The organism is Agrobacterium tumefaciens (assembly GCF_005221325.1).
Classification (GTDB): Bacteria; Pseudomonadota; Alphaproteobacteria; order Rhizobiales; family Rhizobiaceae; genus Agrobacterium.
This window is the reverse complement of sequence record NZ_CP039888.1, coordinates 634,017-658,094: the sequence shown is the minus strand read 5'-3', so window position 1 is coordinate 658,094 and position 24,078 is coordinate 634,017. Positions and strand designations below refer to the sequence as shown.

Here is a 24,078-nt window from a genome sequence, read left to right as displayed (position 1 = left end):
GTCGCTCAATCCTCTCTCTACTCTACCCGGCCTACGCTAATTTACCGGATGTAGGTCTTCAGCACCTGGGCCAGATCTTCCGCCGCCCGCGCCCGCTCGTCTTCATTTTCGGCATGAACCACATGTTCGTGCAGGTGCTCCTGCATCACCTCCCCCGTCAGGCCTGACAGCGCTCCGCGCACGGAGGCGAGCAATTGCAGCACCTCACCGCAGGGCTTGGCATCGTCCAATGCGCGCTCCACCGCCTCCATCTGCCCCTTCAGGCGGCGGATGCGGGCAAGCAGCTTGTCCTTGTTGCGGATCGTGTGAGACATGAGCACCTCATATACTATAGGGGGGTATACTATATGACGGCGATTTTCCTATCAAGTCCCGCTTGACGCAATCCTCGCGAATGTTTCGGCCCTTAAATTTGGCCCATCAAAACTTGGGGGAATCAGTCATGACGACTATCGCAGCAACCACCAGCATTTCTTACGCCTCTCCGGTCCGGACCCTTGAGCCGACAAAAAGCAAGGAAGCCCATTCGACCACCCAGGCCCTGCTGGAACTGACCCGCGCGGCGCACCGCGCCATTTCGAGCGCGGAAGACATTGCCACGGCAGTTTCCCCCGTCACCGGCGTTGCCGCCGGTGCTTCCGCCGGCCTCGCCGCCGCGCTGTGGAATCTCGATAGCGGCGCCTCTGCCACGACCAAGCCGACCCTCGATATGGCCGCTTCCGTGCAGCCTGAGGCCGCATCCGGCATCGAGGCGGAAGTTCTGAAGGCGCTCGCCCAGGCACTCGGCGTGGACGAAGCTGCCTGAAACCCATTGAACAGCGGGTGGAAAAGCCATATCTCTAGAGACTGGAGATATGGAGAAAGCCATGCTGTCCATCGGTGAACTGTCGAAACGCACCGGCGTGAAAGTGCCGACGATCCGTTATTACGAGCAGATGGGCCTCATCCGCGAGGCGGATCGTTCCGATGGCAACCAGCGCCGTTACGAAAAATCCGACCTCGAAAGGCTGGCCTTCATCCGCCATGCGCGTGATCTCGGCCTGAATATCGAGGCCATCCGCGAGCTGCTCGCGCTCAGCCAGCACCGGCAGATGCCCTGCGAAGGTGCCGACCGCATCGCCGCCGAGCACCTTGACCATGTGCGCGAAAAGATTACCAGCCTGAAGAAGCTGGAACACGAGCTGGAACGCATCGTCTCCCATTGCCACGGCCATTCGATCGAGGATTGCTACGTCATCCGCGCGCTTTCCAACCACGGTATGTGTGAGGGCGAGCATTGAGCAAGCAGCGAAAACGGGACTGACATTCAGCTGTCACCCACGCGCTGTATGCGCCTCCCACCCGCTTGAAAATGAGATGCCGGATGGCCGAGATATTTCCCGAGATCACCCCGTTCGAGACTATTTTCCTTGAGGTTTCCGAAGGCCACAGGCTGCATGTGACGATTGCCGGCAATCCAGCGGGACGGCCGGCAGTCCTACTGCACGGCGGCCCTGGCTCTGGGCTTTCGGTGACGGCGCGGCGCTACTTCGATCCTGCCGTTTACCGCATTATCCAGTTCGACCAACGCGGCTGCGGCAGAAGCACGCCGAACGCCGCCGAAAACCTCGAGCATAACACCACGCATCATCTGATCGATGACATGGAGGCCATTCGTTCCACCTTCATGGTAGATAACTGGCTGGTTTACGGCAGTTCCTGGGGCGCCACGCTCGCACTGGCCTATGCCCAGCGGCATCCGGAACGCGTGCGCGCAATGGTGCTGGCAGGCATTACCACCACGCGACAGAAGGAAATCGACTGGCTGTACAAGGGGCTGGCGATGTTCCTGCCGCAACAGTGGCAGCGTTTCGTTGCGGCAATTCCGGGTCACATGTCGAAGAGGGATCCGGTCGGCGCTTATCACCGGCTCCTGAACGACGCTGACCCAGCCGTCCGAGCGATGGCCGCTTTCGAATGGCATTTGTGGGAGGCGGGTTCGATTACCGCTGATAGCACCTCGGCCTTCTCGGAAAAATGGCGCGACGGCGACTATATTCTTACGCGCGCCCGCCTTTGCGCCCATTATTTTCACCACGCTGCATGGCTTGACGAAGGCGCACTTCTTCGCGACGCTGGCATTTTGTCTGGTATACCCGGCATACTCATTCAGGGCATGCGCGATTTGCAGGGACCGCCCGTCACTGCTTACGAACTCGCAGCCGCATGGCCGGGGAGCCAGCTAATCGCCATCGACGGCGCGGGCCATTCTACCGGTGATGCGGGAATGGAAGACGCGATCGTATCGGCAATCGCGCGATTTGCGAATTGACCCGCTTGACAGATTACGGATTCGGGCGCATTGCATTTCCCATGATCAACGAACGCGCACCCATCTCCTGCTCGTACTTTTGGGCCTTCCTTTAAGGGCGGCTCGACAGATCATATTGTCAACAAGCCGCCGTCAGGCGGCTTTGTTGTTTTCAAACGTCCTGACGGCACCGATAAGACCAAAGGACCGAAAAAATGACCGAAGATAGCTCCCTTACACTCGAAAGACCGCCCGTCGTCATCATTCGCGGCGCGCGCAAGACCGATCTGCCCGAGCTCAACGAGATGATCACGCTGCTTGCCTCCTACCACGGCGATGCGGCGGCGATCACGCCCGCGAAACTGGAACGCGACCTGTTCGGCCCGCTTCCCTGGGTGCATGGGCTCGTGGCCGAGGCCGATGGCGCGCTGATCGGTTACGCCCTGCTTCTGCCGCTCTACAGGGCGCAGGAAGGCCGGCGTGGACTGGAACTGCACCATCTCTTCGTGCGTGACGGCCATCGCGGTCATGGCACCGGCCAGCATCTGGTGTCCCGTGCCCGCGATATCGCTAAGCGTCTCGGCTGCGACTATCTTTCCGTCAGTGCCACAACAGGCAATGTGGCGGCGCATCGTTTCTACGAAAACATGGATTTCGCGCCACGGCCGGTCACCGGCATGCGTTACATGCAGTCCATCGCCTGATTAAAACCGACGGAGACGGCCATGACACGGATCGCCATTGCGCTGGCGCAGGATTTTGCGGACTGGGAACCGGCGCTGCTTGCTGCGGCAGCGCGCAGCTATCTCGGCGTCGAGATCATTCACGCCACGCCTGATGGCAGGCCGGTAACCTCGATGGGTGGGCTGAAGGTGACGCCGGACACATCCTATGACGCGCTCGATCCTGTTGACATCGATGCGCTCGTCATTCCCGGCGGTCTCAGCTGGGAAAAGGGAACGGCTGCCGATCTTGGCAGGCTGGTCAAGCGGTTTCGCGACAGGGACCGGCTGGTCGCCGGCATCTGCGCAGCGGCAAGCGCGCTGGCTGGCAAGGGTGTTCTGAACGATGTCGCCCACACCGGCAATGCACTGGCATCACACAAGGCCTATCCGGCCTATCGCGGTGAAGCGCTTTATCGCGACCAGCCGAAAGCGGTCAGCGATGGCGGCATCATCACGGCCGCCGGCAGCGCGCCGGTGAGTTTCGCTGTGGAAATTCTGAAAAGCCTCGGCCTCTTTGGTCCGGAAGCCGAGGCGGAACTTCAGGTTTTTGCGGCGGAGCATCGGTGAGGCGTACCGGCTTCAATGCTTTACAGCCCTCCACCTCCCCGTCATTCCGGCCTTGAGCCGGAATCCAGCCAGCCCAAGTCCTTGGGCTGAAAAAAACTCTTCCCGCCGCGCAGACGCGCGTCGACTGGATCCCGGCTCAAGGCCGGGATGACGGAGGCGGGAATATCGAGCCAGTCAATATCGATCAAGCACCCGGCACACCCGCGCCGCCGACGCATCGCCCTCACCTGCAATCGCACGGCGAATATCGCGGCTGTTCAGATGCAGGCTGCGGCCGGCGGGCAAATTCGAGCGTTTTATCTTGCTGAGAGCCGCAGCGATAAAAGCAGCTTCGTGCTCATGAAAACAGGCAAGAGCCGCCTCGCGCCCCGGGGTCGCCCCGAGAACGGCCTTGAAGGCGAGGCGGTGCACGGCGCAGAAAGCGCCGTGACCGGGAACGGCAAAACGCAGCGCATCGAGTTCCTCACTCCATTCCGCTGCGTCCTGCATAAGCTTATGCCTGCTGGAAGCGCTTCAGGAAAAACGCGCTCAGCGTGCCGATCAGCGCCCAGAAGACGAAGCTGGTGATGGTAGCGGCAACGATGAATTGACGCTCCAGCGGCAACGGCGCCAGCGCATGTTCGCCTTCCGGCGGCAGGGGTGCTCCCACTACATGCGGCGCGACGATCAGCACCAGCGCCAGCAGAACCGCCCAGGGTTCACGGCGAAAGGCGATCAGCGCAATGCCGCCGGCGGTTGCGGCAACGGTCGCGAGCCACCAGATCTGCCGTGCCTCAAGTGCGGCGGCCGGGCTTCCCGGCAGTTCCGGCGGCAGGCCGATCATCGGAGCCAGCATGACGGCGGCGAAGCCGGCGACGCCCCAAAGAAGCCCCTCACGCCAGCCGGTATTGGTGCCGCGCAACGAAATCAGGCCGGTCAACACCAGCGCGTAACCGATGGCGGTCAGCACATTGGCGGCAACCGTATAGGCCGTGCGCTCGAAACCATCGGCCGGAGCCCAGGCCTCGTCATTATGCTCATGGGCGGGAACCGCGGCGCCGGGCGCCGGTGCATCATGACTATGAGGCGCTTCGCCAGCGCTTTCATAGGTTTCCGCCTGGAGGATGAGCGGCGTGGTACTGACCGCCTGCATGGCAGACACGGCGAAACCACTGACGATGCCGACGAGAACGGCGGTGAAGACGATATTGCGAAAGAATGACATGCCGTTTCCCCTCAATGGCAGGGGAAGGCATTGGCATGGCGCGTATCATGCGCGGCATTGTGAACGGCTTCCACATGGGAAAAGCCGACAAAACCGACGACGAACAGTCCAAGCACGATCGCCGTCAGCGATTGCGCGAAGCTGGCTGTTTTTGCGGAAACGGCTGAATTGGCCGTATTCAGGTTGGTGGACATGGTGACCCCTCTCCCGGCGCGACCCCGCGCCTTTAGACGCGGCCGAACGGCACAAGCCGCAAGACCGCATGCGATATACTTCACCACGGGGATACGAGACTGACACAGGGAGGCATTGATCCCGCCACCCTGAAATTCCGCTCTTCCGGACACCCCGCCGGCATGGATATTTCCGTGATGGCAGGTCTCCTGGCTTACGGGTCAAAACCTGAAACACCTTCCCGGCATCGCCCTCGCCTGAATGGAGGCGAGATGGCTTGCCAGTGGCATTTCGTTTCAGGCTCTCCGCTCACAGTTGCGGGGGCAGCCACGAATGAGGATCGCTCCCTATCGTGTTCCCTTTTCACCTTCCGGAACGCCCGGAAGGAACCATCACAGGATTGTTATCCGTCGGGTGCGGGCGGGAGTCAATGGCGGCAGCGCGCTTGATGTACTCACGGGGCTGCCATCGGCCACCGCGCTCCCGTCCGTCATCCTCGGGCCTGTCCCGAGGATCCAATCACGTATCGGAAAATCGATCGGTTGCAGATGCTCGGGACAAGCCCGAGCATGACGTTGGGCGGGGGCGAGTGCCAGCGAAACGAGCCCTGTTACCGCGCCGGAATGGCCTTCAGATAAGCGGCAATCGCATCGCGATCTTCGGCGGTCAGATGCGCCATGTTCTGCTGCACCTTGACCATGGAGCCGCCGACGCTGTCAAATTCCGGGGTGAAGCCGGTTTCCAGATAGCTGGCAATATCGGCTTCGGCCCAGCTTCCGACGCTTTTCGAACCGGTGGTGATATCGGGAATGCGACCCTCGCCTTCCGGATTGGGACCACCGGCCAGCCATTGATCCTTCACGAAGCCGCCCAGCGCGTCGCGGGGCGTATGGCATTCACCGCAATGGCCCGGCCCTTCCACCAGATATTGCCCGCGCAGCAATTCGGCATTGGCATTGGCGAGTTCGACACGCGGCGGTGCGGAAGTATCGAAATAGAGGAGTTTCCAGCCGCCCAGGGCCATGCGCAGGTTGAAGGGGAAAGGCAGCTCGTGATCCGGTGCATCATTCTGGCTGGCGGGCAGGACCTTCAGATATCCGAAGAGATCGTTGATGTCCTTCTGCGTCATGCGGGCATAGGAGGCATAGGGAAAGGACGGATAAAGATGTTCGCCGTTCTTGCCCACGCCGCGCGTCATGGCATCGCCGAATTCCGCCAGCGTCCAGCTGCCGATGCCGTGCTGCGGATCAGAGGAAATATTGGGAACATGGAAGGTGCCGAAAGGGCTTTTCAGCGCCTGCCCGCCCGAAAGCGTCAGCAGCGCCTCGCCCTTGGCATCAGCTGCGGCGTGACAGCTTGCGCAGCCGCCCGCCCAGAACAGCGTTTCGCCATTGGCGAGATCAGGCTCACCGAGGCTCACCCAATGGCTCGGCGCCTGACGTTCCGGTGCGGTGACCCAGGCAAAAATTCCGTAGCCCGCAATGGCCGCAACCACGGCCCCGCCCACAAGCTTCGTCCAGATGGAGGACATACCCCACTCCCCATTCTCATCTGACCCGGTCAGATGCCTTTCGTGCCGGGAAAACGCCGCCAGCGGGCGGCGTTTCCAGATGCTTCGTTTATTTCTTCAAACGATAAGTCTGGTGGCAGGTGCCGCAATCGGCGCCGAGTGTCTTCATGGCGGTGGCGACGCCGGCCTGATCGGCGGGGAGATTGGCGAGAACCATGTCCGCATCCGTGCCGAGCTTGGCGGCCTTGGCCTTGAAGTCCGCGAAGTTTTCCCAGATGGCGGGAGCGGCCGCGCTGCCGGTCTCGGTGCCAGCGGGGAACTGGTCGGGGAAAGCCTTGGCATTGGTGCTGATGGTCGTCACGGCAGCCTTGACGGCGGCGGCGTCAAAGGGTTTTTCGCCCTTGGAGATGGCAGCGAGCGCACCCATGGAGCCGCCGATCTGCTTCATCAAGCCTTCACGTTTTTCGACTTCGCCGGCAGCATAAACAGCTCCGGCGCAAAGACAGCCGAACAGCATGGCCGCCGTGATGGTTTTCAGTTTCATGCACACTCTCCTTTAATCCGGCCGGGACACCGGGCGCTAGATGGAACGGCGCGAGGATGCCCTTTCCGGATGGCGAAAAGAAGTCACATTGCGGTGAATAACGCCGTGAAAACAGAAGTCTAGACGAGGCCCCGATGCGGGCCTCGATTGGCTTTTATGGCGCGCATCTGACTGCTGGCTGAAATCGCGCGGCATCCTCAATCATTCGCCCATGCTCCAGGAAAATGCCTCCCAAAAGGTCATGAGCGCGGCGGCAATCAGCAGAAAGCCTGCGGCGCGGCCGATGAAAATCGTGGCAGCGGGCGACGAGATAAGCCAGGCCCGGCTTCTGTCGGCCGTCAGGGCCACGGTCCCATAGACGGCAAACTGCGTCACGGCCACCATTGCGCCCATCACCAACCCCTGCATCCAGATCGGCCCAAAGCCGGGTTTGATGAATTGCGGATAGACCGCCATCATGAAGAGATAGGCTTTGGGATTGGAAAGGCAGGTAATTACCGCCCTCCAGAATGCCTTTCTGGCGGAGGCGCTTGCCTGCGCCTCATCGCCATTGACGGTGATGGCGCTGCGCATCAGGCCAATGCCGATCCAGACCATATAGGCAGCCCCGCCGATAAGAAGCGGCAGGAACAGAGATGGCAGCCAGGTGGCGAGCAACCCGACGCCGGCGGCGCCATAAAGCGAATGCACGATGCCGCCCGCACTCATGCCGCTTGCCGCAGAAAGCCCCGTTTTCCTGCCGCCGGTCAGCGCGCTTGCCAAGACGAACATCATGTCCATGCCCGGCAGGATGATGATGCCGAACAGGAGCAGGAAGAAAAGCCAGAGATTTTCAGCATAATTCATGTCAGTATCCCTCAAAGCAGATGATGGCACATTCGGGAAAGCATTTGTTTCTCAATGTGTTTTTCCGCTTATAAAAAATGCCAACTGACAACGTTGTGTCAGTTGTGTCGTCCTATCACATGGAAATGTGGATTATGCGCAAGGCGTCGAGACTGTTCGAGATCATCCAGATCCTGCGGCTGGCGCGCCGCCCGGTGACCGCGCAGACGATTGCCGACATGCTGGAGGTGACGGTGCGCTCGGTCTATCGCGATATCGCCGCGCTCCAGACCATGCGCGTGCCGATCGAAGGCGAGCGCGGCGTCGGTTACATCCTGCGTCCCGGCTTCAACCTGCCGCCGCTGATGTTCTCCATCGAAGAAACGGAGGCTATCGTGCTTGCGCTCGCCATGGTTGGCCGCTCCAGTGATGCGGAATTGCGCCAGGCGGCGAAAAAGGTCAGCGACAAGATCGCCGCCTCCCTGCCCGAACCGCTGTCGAAGACACTTTCCGCCAATGCCCTGCACGCCTGGGGCAGCATCGCGCCCGCACCGGCCGGCATCGATCTTGCAACGGTCAGACGGGCAGTGCGCGATGAAGAGCGGCTGGACCTGCGCTATCGCGACGAGACCGGCGCGGAAACGCAGCGACGGGTTCGGCCGATTGCCGTGATCTATTATTCCGAGACGGTGAACATCGTCGCCTGGTGCGAATTGCGCCACGCGATCCGCAATTTCCGTTCCGACCGGGTGCTGGATTGCGCCCCGACGGGCAGCTTCTTCAAGATGGAAGGCGAGAAGCTGCGGCAATTGTGGATGAGCGGCTGGCAGAGCAGCCAGCCGGGTGGCGAGATAGGACGGCCGATCTCAGACGGCGCTTTACCGTAAGTATTCCAGCACCCGATCCTCCTCGCGCCCAAAACCGCGAATCACGATCCGGTCGGCGAAGACATCGGCGATGGCAAAGGTGTTTTGGTCAGGCGTATCCACCATGCCCTTGAAATTGACGAAGTGGGTTGTGCCGAGCGTCCCGTAATTGCCCTCGTGATTATGGCCGTTGAACCACGCTGCAACGGACGGATGGGCGCCGAGAAGATCGAGGATGCGCGGTGAGTCCCACATATTATGGGCGTTTTCCGGATAGACGGGATAGTGGCACAGCACGATTACCCTTTCGCCCGCCACATCCGCCTTTTCCAGAACGGTGCGCAGCCATTCGAATTGGCCGTCACTGAGCGAGGCGTTCCAGTCCTGTGCATTGATCGCACCGGCATCCCTGAGGCGCTTCAACCGTTCCTGCGCAACCACGCGGCGCGGATCGCCGGGCGGCGGGGCGAAGAGGCTGACCTCGTTACCGTCAAGCACGACGAAACGGATGTCGCCGATGGCAAAATCATACCAGGGGGCCTTCATGCCGAGGCGGGCGTGGATGGCGGAAAGATGCTCGGGAGCAACGGCGAAATCGTGATTGCCCGGCAGCAGCACCGAGGGGTGGCGAAGCGCGTCATAAACGCTGAGGATCGCATCGAAATTTTCAAAGCCGCGATCGATGATATCGCCGAGCGTCACCACGAAGGCGAGGTCCTCACGGTTGAAGGTGTCGATCGCTTCAGCCAGCTTTTTCGGGCTTTCGGCATAATAACGGCCCATGTCCGGACGGGGATCAGCGTCGGCATATTGGGGATCGGCGACAATGCCGAAGGAGAAGAGAGGCGTGCTTTTTTCAGTCATGATGCGCCGCGATAAACCCGGCTGATGACAGGCTTGTGACAGCGCACGAGATGCCAAAAGCAGAACACCCGGCACGAAGGCCGGGTGTTCGAAAAATTCCGTTCCGCAAGCCTTACTTGGCAGCGGCTTCGTAACGCTCCAGGACGTAGTCCCAGTTGATGAGGTTATCAACGAAGGCTTCGAGGTACTTCGGACGCAGGTTGCGGTAGTCGATGTAGTAGGAGTGTTCCCATACGTCGACGCCGAGGATCGGCTCTGCGCCGTGAACCAGCGGGTTTTCGCCGTTCGGGGTCTTGGAGATTTCGAGCTTGCCGTTCTTGACGGAAACCCATGCCCAGCCGGAACCGAACTGCGTGGTGCCGGCGGCGATGAAATCGGCCTTGAACTTGTCATAGCCGCCGAGATCGGAGGCGAATGCCTGTTCCAGCTTGCCCGGCAGCTTGTTGCCGCCGCCGTCCTTCTTCAGCCACTTCCAGAAATGGACGTGGTTGTAATGCTGGGCAGCGTTGTTGAAGAGGCCGGCATTGGTGCCAAAGGACTTCTTCACGACTTCCTCGAGCGACAGGTCGGAAAGACCGGCTTCGGCAGCCAGCTTGTTGCCGTTATCGACGTAAGCCTTGTGGTGCTTGTCGTGATGGAACTCGAGCGTCTCGCGCGACATGTAGGGTGCAAGCGCGTCGTAGTCGTAGGGGAGTTCAGGAAGTTCGAAGGCCATGGTTTTTACTCCTTTTTGCAGCGGGTTACCGCTCCTAGAAACCGTGTGAGCGGACCATAGGAGCGAAGCTCTGTTTGGGCAACCTGTGAAATATCAAAATGTTCCGACAAAAGAGAAAATTCCTCTCAAGCCAGCCGCCACCACATTTGTTTCACAACCCTGGCGTACCGTTTTCCACCCTATCGGTTCGCTTTTGATGATATTGCAGGAAGGAAATTCCATGACCCGCCCTTTGATCCGTCCCCTTATCCTTGTCGCCGCCGCCCTCTCCTGCCTCGCCCTGCCGGCCGCCGCATCGTCGGACGATGCCTGGAAGGAATTCGTGGCGGACGTGCAGACGGCATGCCTTGCCGGGGCCAGGGACATGATCGAGGATGCCAAGGCGGTGGTCGATCCGGTTGGCAGCGAGAATTACGGGCTTGCCATCATTACCGGCAAGGCGAAATTCATGGACAAGAATGGGGGCGCAGACGCTACGATCAGCCATATCTGCGTCTACGACAAGAAGACCAAGGCCGTGGAACTGGGCAGCGAGCTTGCCGGCGACACGCTGAAGGTGGAAATCCCCGGCTCCACGAAGCCCTGAAGGACTTAGAAACGCGGCGTGGTATCGCCCTCGCCCAAGGCCCGCTGCATCAGCACCGTGTCCAGCCATTGGCCATGTTTCCAGCCGATGGATTTGAAGGTGCCGACAAGCTCGAAACCGGCAGCGCGGTGCACGCCGACTGAAGCCGCATTGGCGCTATCTCCAATGACGGCGATCATCTGCCGGAAGCCACGCGCGGTGGCTTCCGCGATCAGCGCATCGAGCAGTTTGCGGCCGATGCCCATGCCCTTCATGGCCGGGTCGATATAAACGGAATCCTCGACCGTCGCGCCATAGGCCGGGCGGGCGCGATAGGCGCCGGCATAGGCATATCCGGCAACTTTTCCATCGTGTTCGGCGACGAGATAGGGATAGTTGCCTTCCACCAGCAGGCGGCGTCGCTCGGCCATCGTCTCCGCATTCGGCGGATCGATCTCGAAGCTGGCGCGGCCATGAAGCACGGCATCGCGGTAGATTTCGGTAATGGCTGGAATATCCGCTTCCTCGCAGGGGCGGATCGAAAGGCTGGAAATGGTGGAAAGGGTCATTCTCTTGTCCTGCGGATCATTCACGCCCTCATTCTGCATTGCGGCGCATCCAAAATAAAGATTATCTATCTTATACAAACGATAAGGTTTTCTTTGATGATGGACCTCGATCTCCGGCAGATGCGCAGTTTCATGGATGTGGCCGATCTCGGCAGTTTTTCCGCCGCCGCCGACAGAGCGGGGCTGACGCAGCCGGCGATCAGCCTGCATATAAGGCTTCTGGAAAAGCAGCTGGGCGTGCGGCTGGTCGAGCGCGTCGGCAGGCGTGCGCAGCCTACGGCCGCAGGGCGGGATTTTCTCATCCATGCAAGGCGCATATCCGAAGAGGTGGCGCATGCCATCGAAACGGTTGCGCCCCACCGCAGCGGGGCGACGGGCAGCCTGCGGATCGGCACGGGCGCCACCGCCTGCATCTACCTGCTGCCGCCGGTGCTCGGCCGCATCCGGAAGGCGATGCCGGGCATCGACATCGTCGTGCAAACAGGCAATACCCACGATATATTACGGCTTCTGGAGGCCAATACGATCGACGCGGCGGTGGTGGCCCTGCCCGCCAGCGGCCGCAGCCTCGATATCCGCGACATCCATCTCGACGAACTCGTCGCGGTGTTCCCGCATGGCTCCGTGCCTGCCGCAACGGCGCTGACTGCCGAAATGCTGTCGATCCGATCTTTGCTGCTTTACGAGGGCGGCAATACGCGCAAACTCGTGGACCAATGGTTTTCAGCCAGCGGCCGCACCGTGCAGCCCGCCATGGAACTGGGCAGCGTCGAGGCCATCAAGAAACTGGCGGGCGCAGGTCTTGGCCTTGCCATCGTGCCGCGCATGGCCGTGGAACATGAAGGTGCCGCATCCGGGCTTGAATGGCGCTCTCTCGAACCGCCGCTCGAACGGCGGATTGCGCTGGCGATGAGGCGCGACAAACATATGACCGCGCCGCTCAGGGCGCTTGCCGGTGCATTGCCGGATGTGGGGAAAGGGTGAGGCCCGCACCGACCTCGGGTGCGGGCTTATACGGTTGAAGAAGAGGACGATACCTCTCCTCCGTCATGCCGGCCTAGATTCGGCATCCAGCCACGGCGCGTCCGCGCCGTGAGAAGACTCTTTCGCGATCAAAGACTTGATCGCACTGGACCCCGGATCTAGTCGGGGTGATGGAGTACAACACTCAGCTCGCGGCCCTCTGGCTGGCTTCAGAACTCCGTCCAGTCATCCCCCTTCACAGCCACAGCCGCATTGCCTCGCGAAGCGGCGACGGGGCGGGCCCGTGCAGGTGCTGCGATGGGTGCGGCCGGAGTGCGCGCAGGGCTTGCGGCGCGCTGCATATGCCGTGCCGTCTCCCGCAATGCCGAGGCCTGCTGGCCGAGCTGGAACTGTGCAAGCAGGGCCTGGAGATTGGCACATTCCTGCGCGAGACCGGCACCGGCCGCATTCATTTCCTCGACCATGGCGGCATTCTGCTGCGTAGCCTGATCCATGTGGTTGACGGCGGTATTGACCTCGGAGAGACCGGCCGACTGCTCCTGCGCCGCCGTGGCGATGGCATCCATATGGGTGTTGACGGACAGCACCAGCTGCTCGATTTCGGAAAGCCCGACGCCGGTATCGGCAACCAGCTTCACGCCCTCACCCACCGCAACGGCTGAGGTGTTGATGAGCTGCTTGATTTCCTTCGCCGCATTGGCGGAACGCTGCGCCAGTTCACGAACTTCCTGTGCGACGACGGCAAAGCCCTTGCCGGCGTCGCCCGCCCTTGCCGCCTCGACGCCCGCATTCAGCGCCAGAAGGTTGGTCTGGAAGGCGATTTCGTCGATGACGCCGATGATCTGGCCGATCTGGCGCGAGGAATGTTCGATGCGTTCCATCGCGGAAACGGCATCGCGCACCACCTTGCCGGAAAGATCGGCCTTTGTCCTTGCTTCCCGCACCGTGTCACGCGCCTCGCCGGCCCGCTTGGAGGTGGCGGACACATTGGCGGTGATCTCTTCCAGCGCAGCAGCCGTCTCTTCCAGTGAAGCGGCCTGCTGCTCGGTGCGGCGGGAAAGATCGTCGGATGCCGAGGAAACCTCATGCGCGCCGCCATTCACCGTCTGAACGGACTGGCCGACGCTCGTCAGCGCCTCGCGCAGCTGATGCACGGAGCTGTTGAAATCGTGTCGCAACGCTTCGAATTGGGGCGCGAACGGCGTTGCGATCTCGCAGACCATGTCGCCGGAGGCGAGACGGCGAAGACCGCCCGCCAGCGAACCCGTGGCCTGGTTGAGCCGTTCTTCGGCCTCGGCCTCGGCGCGCTGCTGCAACTCGATGCGGTCCCGCTCGGCCTGCTCGCGATTGGCGACGGCGTCCGCTTCCAGCTGCCGGTTACGGATGGCCGCCTCGCGGAAGATTTCCACGGCGCGGGCCATCTCGCCGATCTCATCACCGCGTTTTGCGCCGGCGACATCGATTGCAAGATTGCCGCCCGAAAGCTCCATCATCGCGTTGGTCAGGCGGCTGATCGGCCGGGTGACGCGGCCGACAATGACGGCAAGCGACACAATGCAGAGCGCCAGCGTAAGGACGAAGACGGCCAGATAGAGCATCGCACCGATGAAGGCGTCCTGTTTTGCCTTTGCGGCATTGGCATCGAGCACATCCATCGCGGCAGAGGCGATTTTTGCAATCGTGCCGAGATTTTCGGTGACGGTGGTGCGCCAGCTATCCATGGTGAAGGCGGGCGTGCGGCCATTGTTCAGGTCATCGATGAGCTTGGTGCGTTGGGTGTTGAAATCGCCCTTGAAATAGGTCTTGTCCGCGGTGGCGTAGATATCCTTGAGCGACTGCGGCGTCGATTCATGGGCAACCAGATCGCCGGTCGCCTTCCACGCGAAAGCCGCACCGGCATCGAATGCGCCGAGCTGCTGCATTTCCTGCGCGGTCAGGGGCCGGTTCTGGGCAACGGCAGCGTTGAGAACGACGGTGGCGCTGCCGCCCAGCGCGCGGGCGGACCAGCCATAGGAGCGCAGCTGGATCAAACCGGTCTGGCCCTGATCGAGAGAGCGGACAGTGCCTTCAAGCGCCATCGAACCGACTTCGAGCGAGGCGAGGAAATCGCCGCCGAGCGTCATGACCGTCTTGTCGAGCCCAGCTTCGCGCCGGTCGAGCGGCTGCGAGACATTGGCGTCGACCTTCTTTCTGAGCTCGACGAACTGCGCATAGACATCTTTCACGCGCTTGAGCGGCGCCTGCAGCTGCGCGCTATCGAGCGATGCCGACTGTGTAAGGAACGCCGTCATGGCGGCATCCACCTTCAGTCGTGCGGCCTGCACGCTGGCGATGCTGCCTGCCGATTTCGACGGATCGAGCGTCAACGCAGTGGCGCTGTCGCCGCGTTCGCTGCGGAAATTCAAAAGCGCATTGAAAAGCAGCTTGTCGAGCGAGACGAGCTGCGCGACCTCTGAAAACGTGCCGGCGCGATTGGCCGATCGCGACAATTCAGTGCCGACCAGACCGGCCAGCGCAAGGCTGATTGTAAGGAAAAATCCAACAAGTACATTACGAATGCTGAAAGACATCTGGCGGCCCCCGCTAGCCGGAAATGAAGATGCCGCAAGCTAAAATAAGCTTGTCTAAAATTGGATTAAACTCCCCCATCTTTTTGGGGATTTTTTTTGCGCCGCAACAAAAACGGCCATGACCGGACGAATGCCAGCCATGGCCGCGTTTAACGCAATGGATGCGGATGTCAGACGTCTGCGCCGAGACGTGCCCAATCCATGTAGAGATCAAGCGCCTTGCGGGCGACCGGACCTGCCTGCAATTCGCGGTCATCCAGCTTCACGACAGGCGAAACCTTGGAATAATTGCCCGAGCAGAAGATTTCATCGGCTTCGCGGAAATCTTCGACCGACAGCGTCGCTTCCTGGACTTCGAAACCGGCCTGACGCAGAAGGCCGATCACGCGCGAACGGGTGATGCCGGCAAGGAAGGTGCGGTTCGGGACAGGGGTGAAGACGACGCCATCCTTGACCATGAAGATGTTGGCCGAGGCGGATTCGGCGACATTGCCGTTCATGTCGCGCATCAGGGCATTGTCGAAACCGCGCGAGCGGGCTTCCAGAATGGCGCGGCCGCTATTGGGATAAAGGCTGCCGGCCTTGGCATCGGTCATCGCGGTCTCTGGCGACGGACGGCGCAGCGGCGAGACGGTAAGCGTCAGCGGCTTGCCGGCATCCATCGGCGCTTCGAAGAGGCAGAGCGCAAAACGGGTGGAGCTGGCATCCGGCGCCACGACGCTGCCGGGCATGCCGTGCTCGGCCCAATACATCGGCTTGATATAGATTGCCATCTCGCCGTCGAATTTCCCGACGCCTTCCAGCGCCAGGGTTTCGATCTCTTCCGCGGTCATGGTCGGTTTCATGCCCATGTTGATCGCAGAGCGGTTGACGCGCTGGCAATGCAGATCGAGATCGGGGGCTACACCATCAAACCAGCGCGCGCCATCGAACACCGTGGAGGCCAGCCACATGGCGTGCGAGGTCGGGCCGATGAGCGGCGGATTGCCGGGCAGCCATTGACCGTCAACATAGGTCCAGGTGGTTGATCGGGGTGCGGTATCGACGCTCATAACGGTCTCCTGTATCAAGCATTTCCGTCTGGCGAAAACGCTCCGTCTTTTTGTACTGGTGCATTTCCGGACGCAAAACGCTTCGCGTTCTTAACCGGCATCTGCTGGAAATCGGGCGGAGTGAATGCCTCTCGCCCAGACAGGTCAAGTTTTAATTGCCGCCATATCTGATTTTGATGGAAAATAACAAATGCAGGCCCCGACAAAGACGTTTTGTGAGGCGAAACAAAAGGTTGATGAATAGATTCATCACAATAATTCATGCATCTGATGATGGCGGCGCGATTTCGCGCATGCGATGGTAGGGCTCTGACGGCGCTTGCAGCGCCCTCTGCCCGTCCTCGTTCGCCCATCCGGATACGACGTTTCCGCAGGAGGAAATCATGGCATGGTCCGCCCACCAATATCTGAAATTCGAAGATGAGCGGACACGGCCCGCAAGGGACCTTCTGGCCCAGGTGCCGCTGGAGCGCGTGCTGAACGGCTATGATCTCGGCTGCGGCCCCGGCAATTCCACCGAGCTTCTGACCGATCGTTACGGCGTCAACGTCATCACCGGCATCGACAGCGACGACGACATGCTGGAAAAGGCAGCGGACCGGCTGCCGAACACCCGTTTCGGCAAGGCCGATCTTGCAAAATGGAAGCCGGCGCAAAAGGCCGACCTGCTTTATGCCAACGCGGTTTTCCAGTGGGTGCCGGACCACCTTGCCGTTTTATCACAACTGATGGACCAGTTGGAAAGCGGCGGCGTTCTGGCCGTGCAGATGCCCGACAATCTGCAGGAACCGACGCATACCGCGATGGAAGCAACCGGAGCGAACGGCACATGGAAAGAGACGTTTGCCGACGGCAGGCTACGCCGCAAGCCGCTGCCCACGCCATCCGACTACTTCAACGCGCTGACGCCGAAATCGGCCCGCGTGGATGTGTGGCACACCATCTACAATCACCCGATGAAGGATGCGGACAGCATCGTCGAATGGGTGAAGGGTACGGGGCTGCGCCCCTATCTTAAAGCCGCCGGCGAGGAAAACCACGAAGCCTTCCTCGCCGACTATACGCGGCGCATCGCAGCGGCCTATCCACCCATGGCGGACGGCCGGTTACTGTTGCGCTTCCCCCGACTTTTCGTGGTGGCGGTGAAGAAGTAGGGCACTGAACTCGACGCTGCTGAAGTGCGGGCCGTGGGCCGCCGCCCCGAGCCACCACCATGTAGACAGGGGTCGGGATCTTCGCATCCTCGCCACTACCACCGTCGAGATAAATCTGCGCGAGGCAATGGGCGAGACCGCCGACCCGCGCCCGGTGGATTGTGTGCTGATATGATATCGTTCCCGCACGGTTGAAACCGATCGCGACGACACCAGTTAAAGAAAGACGGCTTCCCCACCCGGCACCTTTCGCCGGCGATGTTTTCAGCAAACAGGAGAGACACCATGTACGACGTCAGCGCGAATGGCGCGAATATTCCCGCCCTCGGTTTCGGCACCTTCCGCATCCCGGAAGACGATGTGAGGCGCATTCTGCCGGAAGCGTTGAAACTCGGTTTCCGCCATGTCGATACCGCGCAAATCTACAAGAACGAGGGTGCCGTCGGTGAAGTCATCGCGCAATCGGGCATTTCCCGGCACGATATCTTCCTGACCACCAAAGTGTGGGTGGACCGCTTCCGCCACGATGACTTTCTGGCTTCGGTCGATGAAAGCCTTGCGAAACTGAAGACTGACTATGTCGATCTGCTGCTGCTGCACTGGCCGCAAAGCGATGTGCCGCTTGCCGAGCGCATGGGCGCGCTGAATGCGGTGCGCAAGGCCGGCAAGGCCCGCAATATCGGCATTTCCAACTTCAACGTGGCGCTGACCGAAGAGGCGGTGAAACTCTCCGACACGCCCCTTGCCACCAACCAGATCGAATATCACCCCTATCTCGACCAGACGAAGGTGATTTCCGCGGCGCGCAAGCACGGCATGTCGGTGACGGCCTATTATCTGATGGCTGACGGCAAGGTGCCGAACGATCCTGTCCTGAAGGATATCGGCGCGAAGCACGGCAAGACCGCCGCGCAGGTGACCCTGCGCTGGGCGGTGCAGCAGCCGGATATCGTGGCGCTTTCCAAAACGGCGACGGAAAGTCGCCTCAAGGAGAATTTCGACATTTTCGATTTTGCGCTCACGCAAGAGGAAATGCAGGCGATCCATGCGCTCGCCAGGCCGAACGGCCGCATCGTCAGCCCCGGCCATCTGGCACCCGATTGGGACGACTGAGGCGGCCGGCTATCCGCTCGGGTCTTACCGCTCGGTCAGGGCCAGCTTCGCACCCAGCGCCACGAAAGCGGCGGCCAAGCTGCGCCTCAGCCAGGTAAGAACCGCCGGGCGCGACACGACCTGCCGCCGGACCGAGGCGGCAAAGCAGCCGTAAAGCGCAAAGACCAGAAACGTCATGGCCATGAAGATCAGCCCGAGCTCGACCATGCGGCCTGTCGGCGAAAGCTCGCCCGGCGCGATGAACTGCGGCAGAAAGGCGAAAAAGAAGATCGATAGTTTCGGGTTCAGCAGATTGATGAGGATCGCCTCAGCGATGACGCGGGCGGCCTTCTGCCGCTGCCTCGTCTCATCGATCTTCAGTGCGCCATCTTCCCGCAGCGTATTCCACGCCATGTAGAGGAGATAGGCAACCCCCAGATATTTGACCACACTGAAGGCCAGTGCGCTGGTGTGCAGGATGGCGGCAAGCCCGGTGATGGCGGCGAGCAGATGCGGCACGATGCCGAGCGTGCAGCCGAAGGCCGCGACGACGCTCGCCCTCGCCCCCTGCGAGAGGCCGGCGGCCAGCGTGTAGACCACGCCGGTTCCGGGAGAGGCGGCGACGATGAAGGATGTGATGAGGAATTCGGGTGTCATGGTGCGGGTCTGTCCTCTTGGGGTGGAGGACGGGAGCATGATGATGCGTGGGGTGGGTGTCTTGGATGAAATTGCAGCGCCACATCCGCACACCGTCATCGCCGGATTGCGGCGTATTCCAGCGGTGAGTTGATGCGCCAATTCCTCTCCGTCCGTCATGCCGGACCTGATCCCGCATCCAGCCAGCCCAAGCCATTGGTCTGAAAGAGTTTTTTCGCCGCGCAGACGCGCGACGGCGGGATTCCGGCTCAAGGTCGGTATGACGAAAAAGAGCGAAGATCAGCCGCGTGTCGCCGCCCGATACACTCCCGGTGTCACTCCGAATTGGCGCACAAAGAACCGGTTCAGATGGCTCTGGTCGGCAAAACCGGCAATGAAGGCGGCCTCGGCGGGCCGCACGCCGCTAGCCAACGCATGCCGGGCCAGATGGACGCGGCGCTGGAGAAGATAGTTGTGCGGCGTCAGGCCCGTGGTCCTGGCGAAGGCCCGCAGGAAGCGGAACTGGCTCATGCCTGCCTCCCCGGCCAGATCGGCAAGGCGGAACGGGCGGGCGGGGTCGTCATCGATGCTGCTTTTCGCCCGCCTTATGGCGTCGGGTGCAGCCATGTCAGGCCGGTTGACCACCGTCTCCATGGCATGCGCCAGAAGCATCAGCAGGGTCTCGTCACTATCAAGGGTTTCGCCCGGTCGTTCCTTCGCAGTGACGGCGGAAAAGACAGCGTTGAACCGCTCCGCCAGAGGTCTCGTATCCACGGGATAGGCGAATTCGAACGTGCCGCGATCCTTCTCGCTGATATCGGCAATGGCGCCGCGGACGATCTCAATGTCGAGATAGAGCATGCGCCAGGCACGGCCACCCTCTCCGAGCGGAATGCCGTCATGCACCTCGCCCGGATTGACGGTGATGACATGGCCGGCCCCGGCCTCCACCATGCCGCGGCCGGAAAGCGATTTCTGTGCGCCGCGTTCGATCAGACCGATGCCGAACTGGTCATGCATGTGGCGCGGAAAGGAGCGGTCGCTGTCCGCCACCACGGCGGCGACACCGGGCAGAACGGTTTTCGGCATCAGGAACTGGGCTTGGCCCATGAAAGCGCACGCTCCGCGGATAAGAGCGCGACGCTATCACAGGATATCCCTATGCGACAGACGCCGGCCCTCAAGGATGCATATGGTTGACCATGGCGAACACCTGATCGAAATTGCCGTTCTGCGCGGCAAAACGCAAAGGCTTGCAGCGTTCCACCACCACTTCCTTCTCATCCGGGCGATTGGCGAGAATATCCATCACTTCGGAAATGAAGGCTTCAAGCGGCATGGCTCTTTCATCATTGGCCTGCCCCTCGCCCATCAGTGTCGTCTGCACATAGGGCGGCACGATTTCGATGACCTCCACCGGCGTTTCCTTCAACTGCTCGCGCAGCGCGACGGAATAGGCATGGATGGCCGATTTGGTGGCGCTGTAGGTGGGGGTGAGAACCATGGGCACGAAGGCGAGGCCGGAGGACACCGTCAGCACCGTGGCGACCGGTTGCTTGAGGAAATGCGGCAAAAGCGCTGCCGTCAGCCGGATGGGGGCAAGGAGATTGGTGGCGATGGTTTCTTCCGCCGTATCGAGATAGTCAGGCGCGGCGGCGATGTCTTCCGGCCGCATGATGCCGGCATTGTTGATGACGGCGTTGAGGGTGGGATGGGCTTTTACCAGAGCGTCGGCAAAAGCGCGAATGCCTTCGGCGTCGGTCGCGTCCATGACCATCGCGGCCATGCCGGGATTGGCGGCAGTCACCTCGTCGAGCACAGCCTGGCGGCGGCCGGAAATGATGACCTTGTTGCCGGCCTGATGAAAGGCTTCCGCCAGCGCCCGGCCGATGCCGGAACCGCCGCCAGTGATGAGAATGGTATTGCCCGAGATTTTCATTGGAACATCCTTTGCTTGTTGGGTGAAAGGAAGTTAGCTATGATACTCTCCAATCGAAAGTAGGCACCCAAAAGATTTATACTTACCCAAAGGAGAGTGTAAGATGAAACGGCACGCCGCCGACCCAGCCATTGAGAGCCGGCGCAAGGTTCCGCCGCCCACGGATACCGATCCGGCAATAGAGGCGCTGGTTCAGGATATCATTGCGAAAGTCGCCGACAAATGGACGATGCTCATTCTGGAAGTGCTGGAAGAGCACGGGACGCAGCGCTTCACGCAGATCGGCAAACATGTGGGCAATATCAGCCAGAAGATGCTGACGAAAACGCTGCGGCAGATGGAAAGCGACGGGCTGGTGCGCCGAACGGTGCATCCCGTCATTCCGCCGCATGTGGATTATGGCCTGACGAACCTCGGCCGGACGCTTGGCAGCGCCTTTTGCGGCGTGTGGATCTGGGCGGAGACGCACCATGCCGAAATAGAAGAGGCGCGGCGGCGGTTCAATGAACAGCCGCCGCGCCCTGCGATGGAGTAGTTTAGCCTCAAGCGAACTGGCTGAGGCCCGGCACCGAGGCGATCACCTGATCGACGGTCTCATCACCCGCATGCTGGCGGGCAACGGCGATGGTTTCCTTGGCGAGCGTGGAAATTTCGCTCATGCCGAGGCCCTGGCTCATCAGCTGCTGGCCCAGCCCCATGATGCCGCCGCCGCCGAGCGCGCTCATCAGGCCGCCGAGCAGACCGCCGCCGCCACTGGCGCCTTCGCCATTATACTGGGCAACCAGATCGCTGGCGCCCGGAATGGCTTCGATCATCCGGGCGATCGGGCCGTCTTCCGCCTCGCGCTGGAGAAAACCGAGAATCATGCCAATGGCCTTTTCAGCCAGTTCAGGGTCGATCCCCGCCTTTGCGGCGATCTGATCCACGACTTCGTTCATTCTTGCCTCCTGTTGAAAAACGACGCCAACATCGAATAACTGACGTTAACGTCAACGTAAAACAATCCCATGCCGCATTCAAGCGGCCATGAATGGTGCGTCAACTTTCATCAAGCGGTTTTTCTTCATCGCCATCAAGCAGTTGTTGCGCCTTGAAACTGTCCTTATAAGATCATCACAACCAAACTATGAAAAGGCCGCTTTCGCGAGGAACGGTCAAAGCATGCCAGCTACGCATTCATTCGGACATGACTTTCTGCAAAATCCACCGCGATTTTAAGGGTCATGCATCAGCCGCAGGAGAAAATGGTCGATGTTGCAGGACGGACAGCTCTATATCGGCACCAGCCGCAATCCGGACGACAGCCTCAACAAAGGCGAATATCTGGAACTGAAATTCGGCAACCGCCACGGCCTCATCACCGGCGCGACGGGCACGGGCAAGACCGTGACCCTGCAGGTGCTTGCCGAAGGTTTTTCCAAGGCCGGCGTTCCGGTCTTCTGCGCCGATATCAAGGGCGACCTTTCCGGTATCGCACTGGAAGGTGAAGCGAAAGACTGGGTGCAGAAACGCGCCGAACAGATCGGTTTCACCGATTTTTCCTATGGCAAGTCGCCTGTCATCTTCTGGGATCTCTACGGTGAAAAAGGCCATCGCGTGCGCGCCACCATCGCCGAAATGGGGCCGCTGCTGCTCGCCCGGCTGATGGACGCCTCTGAAGCGCAGGAAGGCGTGCTCAACATCGCCTTCAAGATTGCCGATCAGGGCGGCCTGCCGCTGCTCGATCTCAAAGACCTGCAATCGCTCCTGAACTATATGGGCGAAAATGCAACGGAGCTTTCCAATCAGTTCGGCCTGATTTCCAAGTCTTCGGTCGGTTCGCTGCAGCGTGGGCTTCTCGTTCTCGAACAGCAGGGCGCGGCCAATTTCTTCGGCGAACCTGCGCTGAAGATCGCCGACATCATGCGCGTGGGCGCGGATGGGCGCGGCACGGTTTCGGTTCTCGCCGCCGACAGGCTGATGATGAACCCGCGTCTTTACGCCACCTTCCTGCTCTGGATGCTTTCTGAACTGTTCGAGGAACTGCCTGAAGTGGGCGATCCGGAAAAACCGCGTCTGGTGTTCTTCTTCGACGAGGCGCATCTGCTGTTCAACGATGCGCCGCGTGTGCTGGTGGAACGCGTGGAACAGGTCGTGCGGCTCATCCGCTCTAAGGGCGTCGGCGTTTATTTCGTGACACAGAACCCGCTTGACGTACCGGAAACCGTTCTTGCCCAGCTCGGCAACCGCGTGCAGCATGCGCTGCGCGCCTATACGCCGCGCGAACAGAAGGCAGTGCGCACGGCGGCCGACACATTCCGCCAGAACCCCGCTTTCAGCACCGCCGATACCATCACCACGCTCAGCACGGGTGAGGCCCTGATCTCCACCCTGCATGACAAGGGTGCGCCTTCCATCGTCGAGCGCACGCTCGTCAGGCCGCCATCCGGCCGCGTCGGGCCGCTGACGGATGCGGAGCGCAAGTCGCTGATCGATCTCAGCCCCGTCTCCGGCCAATATGATAAGGATATCGACCGGGAATCGGCCTTCGAAATCCTCAACGCCCGCGCCCGGAAGGCGGCGGAAGCAGAAGCCGCCAAACGCGCCGAGGAAGAAAATGCCGCCAACCAGTCCGACAACGCCTCGGGGCGCTGGCGCCTGCCCGGCTTCGGTGATGAGGAACCCAAACAGGCCTCGACCACCGGCGCCCGCAAGACGAGCGGTTATCAGCGCGAAACGGTGATCGAGGCGGCAATGAAAAGCGCTGCCCGCTCGGTTGCGACTTCGGTCGGCCGCGCCATCGTGCGCGGGATTTTGGGAAGCCTTAAGCGGTAGACACAAATGCGCCGCCTGCCCTCCATTGGGGCGGGCGGCGCTTGATTGTCGCGGCGGTTACTTCTGACGATAGAAGATCATGCCGCCGTGATGGAGCACATCATCGACGAATTCGCCGTCTGCCGTGAAGCCGGTATCGTCCCAATAGTCGATGTGGTTTCCCTTCACCTCATATCGTCCCTGATAGGCGCTTTTGCGCTGGCCCCGCGCCTCATCATAACGACCATCAGGCAGAAGTTCCTGACGCACATGGCCATCGCCGGTGACCCACATGCCGAGATAAGGGTGATTCTGGGTCTGAGCGGTTTCGGCCATATTCATCTCCATGGCGTTGTTTGCCTTGTGGGTCGCCGTCTCGGCGGAAGCCGTCGCGAGTAAAACCGCGACTGAGGTCGAAACAATATTCATGGCTACTTCCT

The 24,078-nt window shown here is 60.9% G+C and carries 30 protein-coding genes and 1 riboswitch; of the genes, 12 read left to right on the top strand and 18 right to left on the bottom strand.

From position 1 onward, the window contains the following. Positions 1-41: 41 nt before the first annotated feature. On the bottom strand, positions 42-314 hold the full coding sequence (gene dmeR / locus CFBP5499_RS03460) for a Ni(II)/Co(II)-sensing transcriptional repressor DmeR (RefSeq protein ID WP_080825570.1): 273 nt from the start codon (positions 312-314) through the stop codon (positions 42-44). Between the two features lie 128 nt (positions 315-442). Between dmeR and CFBP5499_RS03455 the strand changes: the two genes are divergently transcribed. The 5 genes from CFBP5499_RS03455 to CFBP5499_RS03435 all read left to right on the top strand — a co-directional run bounded on the left by CFBP5499_RS03455 (position 443) and on the right by CFBP5499_RS03435 (position 3,582). Then, positions 443-805 carry a hypothetical protein gene (locus CFBP5499_RS03455; RefSeq protein WP_080825571.1) on the top strand — a complete coding sequence of 121 codons (363 nt, stop codon included), beginning with the start codon at positions 443-445 and terminating at the stop codon, positions 803-805. Positions 806-866: 61 nt separating this feature from the next. Further along, positions 867-1,280 carry a MerR family transcriptional regulator gene (locus CFBP5499_RS03450; RefSeq protein WP_080827422.1) on the top strand — a complete coding sequence of 138 codons (414 nt, stop codon included), beginning with the start codon at positions 867-869 and terminating at the stop codon, positions 1,278-1,280. A gap of 83 nt (positions 1,281-1,363) precedes the next feature. Beyond that, the gene (gene pip, locus CFBP5499_RS03445) at positions 1,364-2,311 is read left to right on the top strand and encodes a prolyl aminopeptidase (RefSeq protein ID WP_080825572.1); all 948 of its coding nucleotides are present in this window, start codon (positions 1,364-1,366) and stop codon (positions 2,309-2,311) included. Positions 2,312-2,505: 194 nt separating this feature from the next. Further along, positions 2,506-2,994: a GNAT family N-acetyltransferase gene (locus CFBP5499_RS03440; RefSeq protein WP_003509304.1), complete on the top strand. Its 489-nt coding sequence runs from the start codon at positions 2,506-2,508 to the stop codon at positions 2,992-2,994. A 21-nt stretch (positions 2,995-3,015) separates the two neighbouring features. After that, positions 3,016-3,582 carry a type 1 glutamine amidotransferase family protein gene (locus tag CFBP5499_RS03435; RefSeq protein ID WP_080825573.1) on the top strand — a complete coding sequence of 189 codons (567 nt, stop codon included), beginning with the start codon at positions 3,016-3,018 and terminating at the stop codon, positions 3,580-3,582. A gap of 41 nt (positions 3,583-3,623) precedes the next feature. Here CFBP5499_RS03435 and CFBP5499_RS29870 read toward each other — a convergent pair whose 3' ends face one another. From CFBP5499_RS29870 to CFBP5499_RS03405, 7 genes are all read right to left on the bottom strand, one after another. Then, a complete protein-coding gene (locus CFBP5499_RS29870) occupies positions 3,624-3,770 on the bottom strand; it encodes a hypothetical protein (protein WP_158523271.1) in 147 nt (48 codons plus the stop codon). Beyond that, positions 3,757-4,071, bottom strand: coding sequence for a hypothetical protein (locus tag CFBP5499_RS03430; protein ID WP_080825574.1), 315 nt, complete (start codon positions 4,069-4,071; stop codon positions 3,757-3,759). Before CFBP5499_RS03430 ends, CFBP5499_RS29870 begins: the two co-directional genes overlap by 14 nt. Before the next feature lie 4 nt (positions 4,072-4,075). Continuing rightward, complete coding sequence (locus CFBP5499_RS03425) at positions 4,076-4,786, bottom strand: CbtA family protein (protein ID WP_080825575.1); 711 nt, start codon at positions 4,784-4,786, stop codon at positions 4,076-4,078. 11 nt (positions 4,787-4,797) lie between these two features. Then, a complete protein-coding gene (locus tag CFBP5499_RS03420; protein ID WP_080825576.1) occupies positions 4,798-4,980 on the bottom strand; it encodes a CbtB domain-containing protein in 183 nt (60 codons plus the stop codon). A gap of 162 nt (positions 4,981-5,142) precedes the next feature. Continuing rightward, positions 5,143-5,369, bottom strand: a riboswitch (cobalamin riboswitch). A 201-nt stretch (positions 5,370-5,570) separates the two neighbouring features. After that, the gene (locus CFBP5499_RS03415; RefSeq protein WP_080825577.1) at positions 5,571-6,491 is read right to left on the bottom strand and encodes a c-type cytochrome; all 921 of its coding nucleotides are present in this window, start codon (positions 6,489-6,491) and stop codon (positions 5,571-5,573) included. 88 nt (positions 6,492-6,579) lie between these two features. After that, positions 6,580-7,014, bottom strand: coding sequence for a c-type cytochrome (locus tag CFBP5499_RS03410; protein ID WP_173986471.1), 435 nt, complete (start codon positions 7,012-7,014; stop codon positions 6,580-6,582). A gap of 201 nt (positions 7,015-7,215) precedes the next feature. After that, a complete protein-coding gene (locus CFBP5499_RS03405) occupies positions 7,216-7,860 on the bottom strand; it encodes a LysE family translocator (RefSeq protein WP_080825578.1) in 645 nt (214 codons plus the stop codon). Between the two features lie 134 nt (positions 7,861-7,994). On the opposite strand from CFBP5499_RS03405, the gene CFBP5499_RS03400 reads away from it, so the two are divergent. Beyond that, positions 7,995-8,726, top strand: coding sequence for a helix-turn-helix transcriptional regulator (locus CFBP5499_RS03400; protein ID WP_080825579.1), 732 nt, complete (start codon positions 7,995-7,997; stop codon positions 8,724-8,726). Here CFBP5499_RS03400 and CFBP5499_RS03395 read toward each other — a convergent pair. After that, positions 8,718-9,569, bottom strand: coding sequence for a metallophosphoesterase (locus tag CFBP5499_RS03395; RefSeq protein ID WP_080825580.1), 852 nt, complete (start codon positions 9,567-9,569; stop codon positions 8,718-8,720). The genes CFBP5499_RS03400 and CFBP5499_RS03395 overlap by 9 nt on opposite strands. A gap of 112 nt (positions 9,570-9,681) precedes the next feature. Then, positions 9,682-10,284: a superoxide dismutase gene (locus CFBP5499_RS03390; protein ID WP_003509319.1), complete on the bottom strand. Its 603-nt coding sequence runs from the start codon at positions 10,282-10,284 to the stop codon at positions 9,682-9,684. A 220-nt stretch (positions 10,285-10,504) separates the two neighbouring features. Here CFBP5499_RS03390 and CFBP5499_RS03385 point away from each other — a divergent pair, with 220 nt between their 5' ends. After that, complete coding sequence (locus CFBP5499_RS03385; protein ID WP_199445961.1) at positions 10,505-10,870, top strand: hypothetical protein; 366 nt, start codon at positions 10,505-10,507, stop codon at positions 10,868-10,870. Positions 10,871-10,875: 5 nt separating this feature from the next. Here the strand turns inward: CFBP5499_RS03385 and CFBP5499_RS03380 are convergent, their stop codons facing one another. Next, on the bottom strand, positions 10,876-11,457 hold the full coding sequence (locus CFBP5499_RS03380) for a GNAT family N-acetyltransferase (RefSeq protein WP_199445962.1): 582 nt from the start codon (positions 11,455-11,457) through the stop codon (positions 10,876-10,878). Positions 11,458-11,514: 57 nt separating this feature from the next. Between CFBP5499_RS03380 and CFBP5499_RS03375 the strand changes: the two genes are divergently transcribed. Then, entirely contained in the window at positions 11,515-12,402 is an 888-nt protein-coding gene (locus tag CFBP5499_RS03375) for a LysR family transcriptional regulator (RefSeq protein WP_080825582.1), read from the top strand. A gap of 209 nt (positions 12,403-12,611) precedes the next feature. Here CFBP5499_RS03375 and CFBP5499_RS03370 read toward each other — a convergent pair whose 3' ends face one another. Further along, positions 12,612-14,972, bottom strand: coding sequence for a methyl-accepting chemotaxis protein (locus CFBP5499_RS03370; protein WP_080825584.1), 2,361 nt, complete (start codon positions 14,970-14,972; stop codon positions 12,612-12,614). Between the two features lie 170 nt (positions 14,973-15,142). After that, positions 15,143-16,024, bottom strand: a complete 882-nt coding sequence (locus tag CFBP5499_RS03365; RefSeq protein ID WP_080825585.1) for a branched-chain amino acid aminotransferase — start codon at positions 16,022-16,024, stop codon at positions 15,143-15,145. Positions 16,025-16,407: 383 nt separating this feature from the next. On the opposite strand from CFBP5499_RS03365, the gene tam reads away from it, so the two are divergent. Both tam and CFBP5499_RS03355 read left to right on the top strand, forming a co-directional pair. Then, positions 16,408-17,178 carry a trans-aconitate 2-methyltransferase gene (tam, locus tag CFBP5499_RS03360; protein ID WP_080825586.1) on the top strand — a complete coding sequence of 257 codons (771 nt, stop codon included), beginning with the start codon at positions 16,408-16,410 and terminating at the stop codon, positions 17,176-17,178. Between the two features lie 285 nt (positions 17,179-17,463). Further along, complete coding sequence (locus CFBP5499_RS03355; RefSeq protein WP_080825588.1) at positions 17,464-18,291, top strand: aldo/keto reductase; 828 nt, start codon at positions 17,464-17,466, stop codon at positions 18,289-18,291. 24 nt (positions 18,292-18,315) lie between these two features. Here CFBP5499_RS03355 and CFBP5499_RS03350 read toward each other — a convergent pair whose 3' ends face one another. From CFBP5499_RS03350 to CFBP5499_RS03340, 3 genes are all read right to left on the bottom strand, one after another. Further along, the gene (locus CFBP5499_RS03350) at positions 18,316-18,927 is read right to left on the bottom strand and encodes a LysE family translocator (protein WP_080825590.1); all 612 of its coding nucleotides are present in this window, start codon (positions 18,925-18,927) and stop codon (positions 18,316-18,318) included. Between the two features lie 279 nt (positions 18,928-19,206). Next, the gene (locus CFBP5499_RS03345) at positions 19,207-20,016 is read right to left on the bottom strand and encodes an AraC family transcriptional regulator (RefSeq protein WP_080825592.1); all 810 of its coding nucleotides are present in this window, start codon (positions 20,014-20,016) and stop codon (positions 19,207-19,209) included. Positions 20,017-20,086: 70 nt separating this feature from the next. Further along, positions 20,087-20,845, bottom strand: coding sequence for an SDR family oxidoreductase (locus tag CFBP5499_RS03340; protein ID WP_080825595.1), 759 nt, complete (start codon positions 20,843-20,845; stop codon positions 20,087-20,089). A gap of 103 nt (positions 20,846-20,948) precedes the next feature. Here CFBP5499_RS03340 and CFBP5499_RS03335 point away from each other — a divergent pair, with 103 nt between their 5' ends. Continuing rightward, positions 20,949-21,380, top strand: coding sequence for a winged helix-turn-helix transcriptional regulator (locus CFBP5499_RS03335; RefSeq protein ID WP_080825597.1), 432 nt, complete (start codon positions 20,949-20,951; stop codon positions 21,378-21,380). Positions 21,381-21,387: 7 nt separating this feature from the next. Here the strand turns inward: CFBP5499_RS03335 and CFBP5499_RS03330 are convergent, their stop codons facing one another. Then, on the bottom strand, positions 21,388-21,783 hold the full coding sequence (locus CFBP5499_RS03330) for a hypothetical protein (RefSeq protein WP_080825600.1): 396 nt from the start codon (positions 21,781-21,783) through the stop codon (positions 21,388-21,390). Positions 21,784-22,096: 313 nt separating this feature from the next. Between CFBP5499_RS03330 and CFBP5499_RS03320 the strand changes: the two genes are divergently transcribed. Then, positions 22,097-23,659: a helicase HerA-like C-terminal domain-containing protein gene (locus tag CFBP5499_RS03320; protein ID WP_080825603.1), complete on the top strand. Its 1,563-nt coding sequence runs from the start codon at positions 22,097-22,099 to the stop codon at positions 23,657-23,659. A gap of 57 nt (positions 23,660-23,716) precedes the next feature. Here CFBP5499_RS03320 and CFBP5499_RS03315 read toward each other — a convergent pair whose 3' ends face one another. Beyond that, positions 23,717-24,067, bottom strand: a complete 351-nt coding sequence (locus CFBP5499_RS03315; protein ID WP_080825605.1) for an Atu4866 domain-containing protein — start codon at positions 24,065-24,067, stop codon at positions 23,717-23,719. Positions 24,068-24,078 lie beyond the last annotated feature (11 nt).